Below are 2,823 nucleotides of genomic sequence, written 5' to 3'. Positions count from 1 at the left end.
GCTGCTGCGGCCCACGTGCAAGCCCAGGCTGGTGGCCAGATCAACGCCCATCTCCAGCAGGCGCAGGCGCGGGCTGAGCAGCCAGGCCAGCGGCAGCAGCACGGCGCAGCCCAGGGCCATGCGCTGTGCCTGTAGCCAGCCCGTGCCTTGCAGACTGCCGTGCAGCCACATCTTGGCCTGCAGGGCCTGGTCCAGCTCGGCGCGGGTCAGCAGAAAGTCGTTTACCGAGGCCAGCATGGCCGCCACGGCCAGGCCAATCAGCACCAGCCGCTGGCCTTGCATGCCGCGCTGCAGGCTGAACAGATACACCACGCTCACCGTGGCCAGCCCGCCGACCAGCGCGCCCATCGGTAAGTTCAGCGCCTTGTCGCCCAGCCACAAAATGCTGACCAACGCGCCTGTGGCCGAGCCGGTGGTCAGGCCGATGATGTCCGGGCTGGCCAGCGGGTTGCGCGACAGGCTTTGGAAGATGGCGCCTGCCGTGGCCAGCGCCGCGCCTGCGCCCAGGGCCACCAGCGCCCGCGGCAGGCGCAGGTTCAACAACACCAGTTGCCCCATGTCGTCGCCACCGCCCCACAGCGCGGCCAAAAACGCGCCCCACGGCACCTGGTAGCTGCCCAGACGCAGCCCCAGCAGCGTGACCACCAGGCCCACCAGCAGCAGCGTACCCAGCACGGCGCGGGTGCGGCGGTGCGCCAGCTCGGCCAGGATGCCGCTGCCCAGATGGCGTACCGCCCGGCTCATGCGGCCAACCCACGCCGGTCGCGGTGCACCAGGGCCAGCAGCACCGGTGCGCCTATAAAAGCGGTGACGATGCCTACCTCGATCTCGCTGGGCACGGCGATCAGCCGCCCCACCACATCGCTGCCCAGCACCAGCACCGGCCCGGCCAGCAGGCCATACGGCAAGATCCAGCGCCAGTGCGGCCCCACCAGCAGGCGCACCGCGTGCGGAATCACCAGGCCGACAAACGCAATCGGCCCGGCGGCGGCGGTGGCGGCACCGCACAGCAGCGCAATCGCCGTAAAGCTCCAGATGCGCACGGGCTTGAGGCGCAGGCCCAGGGCCTGACCAAACTCGTCGCCCAGGGCCATTGCGTCCAGCGCGCGCGCCTGGCACAGCGCAATGGTGCAGCCCACCAGGACCAGCGGCAGCATGGGCCACAGCACCTCGGTGGAGCGTCCGTCCAGCGCTCCCACCACCCAAAAGCGGTAGGCATCAAAGGTGGTGGTGTCAAACAGGGTGACGATGCCGGTGCAGGAGCCCAGGCTGGTGCTGATGGCCATGCCCGCCAGCAGCAGGCGCACCCGCTGGGTGCTGGGCGCCGCACCGCTGCTCAGCACGTACACGCCCACGGCGGCCAGCAGGGCCCCCAGCAGCGCAAAGCCCACGTAGCCCAGGTAGTTGCTGATACCCAGCAGCGACATGGACAGCACCACGGCCAGGGCGGCGCCCGCGTTGATGCCTAGCAGGCCGGGGTCGGCCAATGGATTGCGCGTCAGCGCCTGCATCAGGCCACCCGCCACGCCAAGCGCGGCACCCACGGCCAGGCCCAGAGCGGTGCGGGGCATGCGCATCTGCCAGACGATGCTGGACTCCACGCTGCCGTCGGGCTGCCACAGCAACTGCCACAGCCGGGCCAGCGGAATCGGGCGCGTACCCAGCGAAATGCTGGCCAGTACCAGCGCCAGCAGGGCCGCTACCAGCAGCAACAGGCCCAGGCCCCGGGCCGCGCGGCGGGCCGGAGTGGCGGCGGTAACGCCGGTAAGGACGGTCACGGCGCGGTCTGGGGCGCGGCGGGGCTGGTGCGGGCCAGCGCCGCCAGCACCGTGCGGGCGGCCAGCGGCCCGGCGTTCAGATAAAACGGGTCCAGCTCCACGCGCTGCGCATGGTTTTGGGCCACGCCCCGCAGACTCTTCCACAGCGGCGAGCCGGTCAGGCCGGGCAGAGATTTGTCGCGCCCTGCGTAGAAGATCCAGTCGGCATCGGCCAGGTCCAGCAGCTCATTGCTGATGTCCTGCGAATTGCCCGCAAAGCGCTGGCTGGCGGGGCGCTGCAGGCCCGCGTCTTCGGCGATGCTGCCGGTGAACGAGCCCAGGCCCATGATGCGGTTGCGCTGCGCATTGGTTTGCACAAACGACACCGTGGGCGCTGGCTTGGGCCATTGCTTGGCCAGCGCGGTGGCATCGGCGTGGTACTGCTTGAGCCAGGTCTGGGCCTGGTCGCGGCGGCCCAGTGCGTCGGCCACCAGCAAAAAGTCGATCTTCCAGTTAATGCCGTTGCCGCGCGTGACCACCGTGGGGGCGATGCGCTGGTACAGCGCGTAGGTTTGCGGTGACAGCAGGGTTTTGTTGACCAAAATCAGGTCGGGCTTCAAGGTGGCCAGCACCTCCAGGTCGGGCGCGCTGCGCACGCCCAGGTCGGCGGTGTTGCGCATCTCGGCCTGGCGGGGGGCAAAGGTCTGGGCCAGGTAGTCGGCATACAGCCGCCCCTGGTCGTCGCGGGTGGTGCCCACCGGCACCAGGCCCAGGGTCAGCAGGCCGTCGTTTTGCCCGGTAGACAACACGGCGACCCGCAGTGGCGGTTTGGCCAGCTTGGTGGTGCCCAGGTAATGCGCTACGGTGCGGGGGAACACGCCGTCGACCGTACCACTGCCCAGGTTGGCGGCCAGCGTACGGGGGGCGGCGGGGCCGGAAGGTGTGGCGGGTGGGGTCGCTACTTTGGCCGCGCTGGCCAGCCCGCACGCCACGCATAAAAACCAGGCCACCATGCGGGGGCGGCAGCGGGAAAATAGCATGCTGAAAATTCCAAATACAAATGGTA

The 2,823-nt window shown here is 69.6% G+C and carries 3 protein-coding genes; all 3 read right to left on the bottom strand.

Annotated elements, in window-relative coordinates; all coding sequences use genetic code 11:
• A partial coding sequence (locus ABI213_RS04090; RefSeq protein ID WP_348026177.1) for an iron chelate uptake ABC transporter family permease subunit occupies positions 1 to 744 on the bottom strand: 744 nt, incomplete at its 3' end.
• Positions 741 to 1,778, bottom strand: a complete 1,038-nt coding sequence (locus ABI213_RS04085; protein ID WP_348005336.1) for an iron chelate uptake ABC transporter family permease subunit — start codon at positions 1,776 to 1,778, stop codon at positions 741 to 743. The genes ABI213_RS04090 and ABI213_RS04085, both read right to left, overlap by 4 nt.
• A complete protein-coding gene (locus ABI213_RS04080) occupies positions 1,775 to 2,797 on the bottom strand; it encodes an iron-siderophore ABC transporter substrate-binding protein (RefSeq protein ID WP_348005335.1) in 1,023 nt (340 codons plus the stop codon). Before ABI213_RS04080 ends, ABI213_RS04085 begins: the two co-directional genes overlap by 4 nt.
• Positions 2,798 to 2,823: the final 26 nt, after the last annotated feature.

Origin of the sequence: Rhodoferax sp., from assembly GCF_039922535.1 — a bacterium.
Lineage (GTDB): Bacteria > Pseudomonadota > Gammaproteobacteria > Burkholderiales > Burkholderiaceae_C > Rhodoferax_B.
This window is presented reverse-complemented; position numbering and strand designations above follow the sequence as displayed.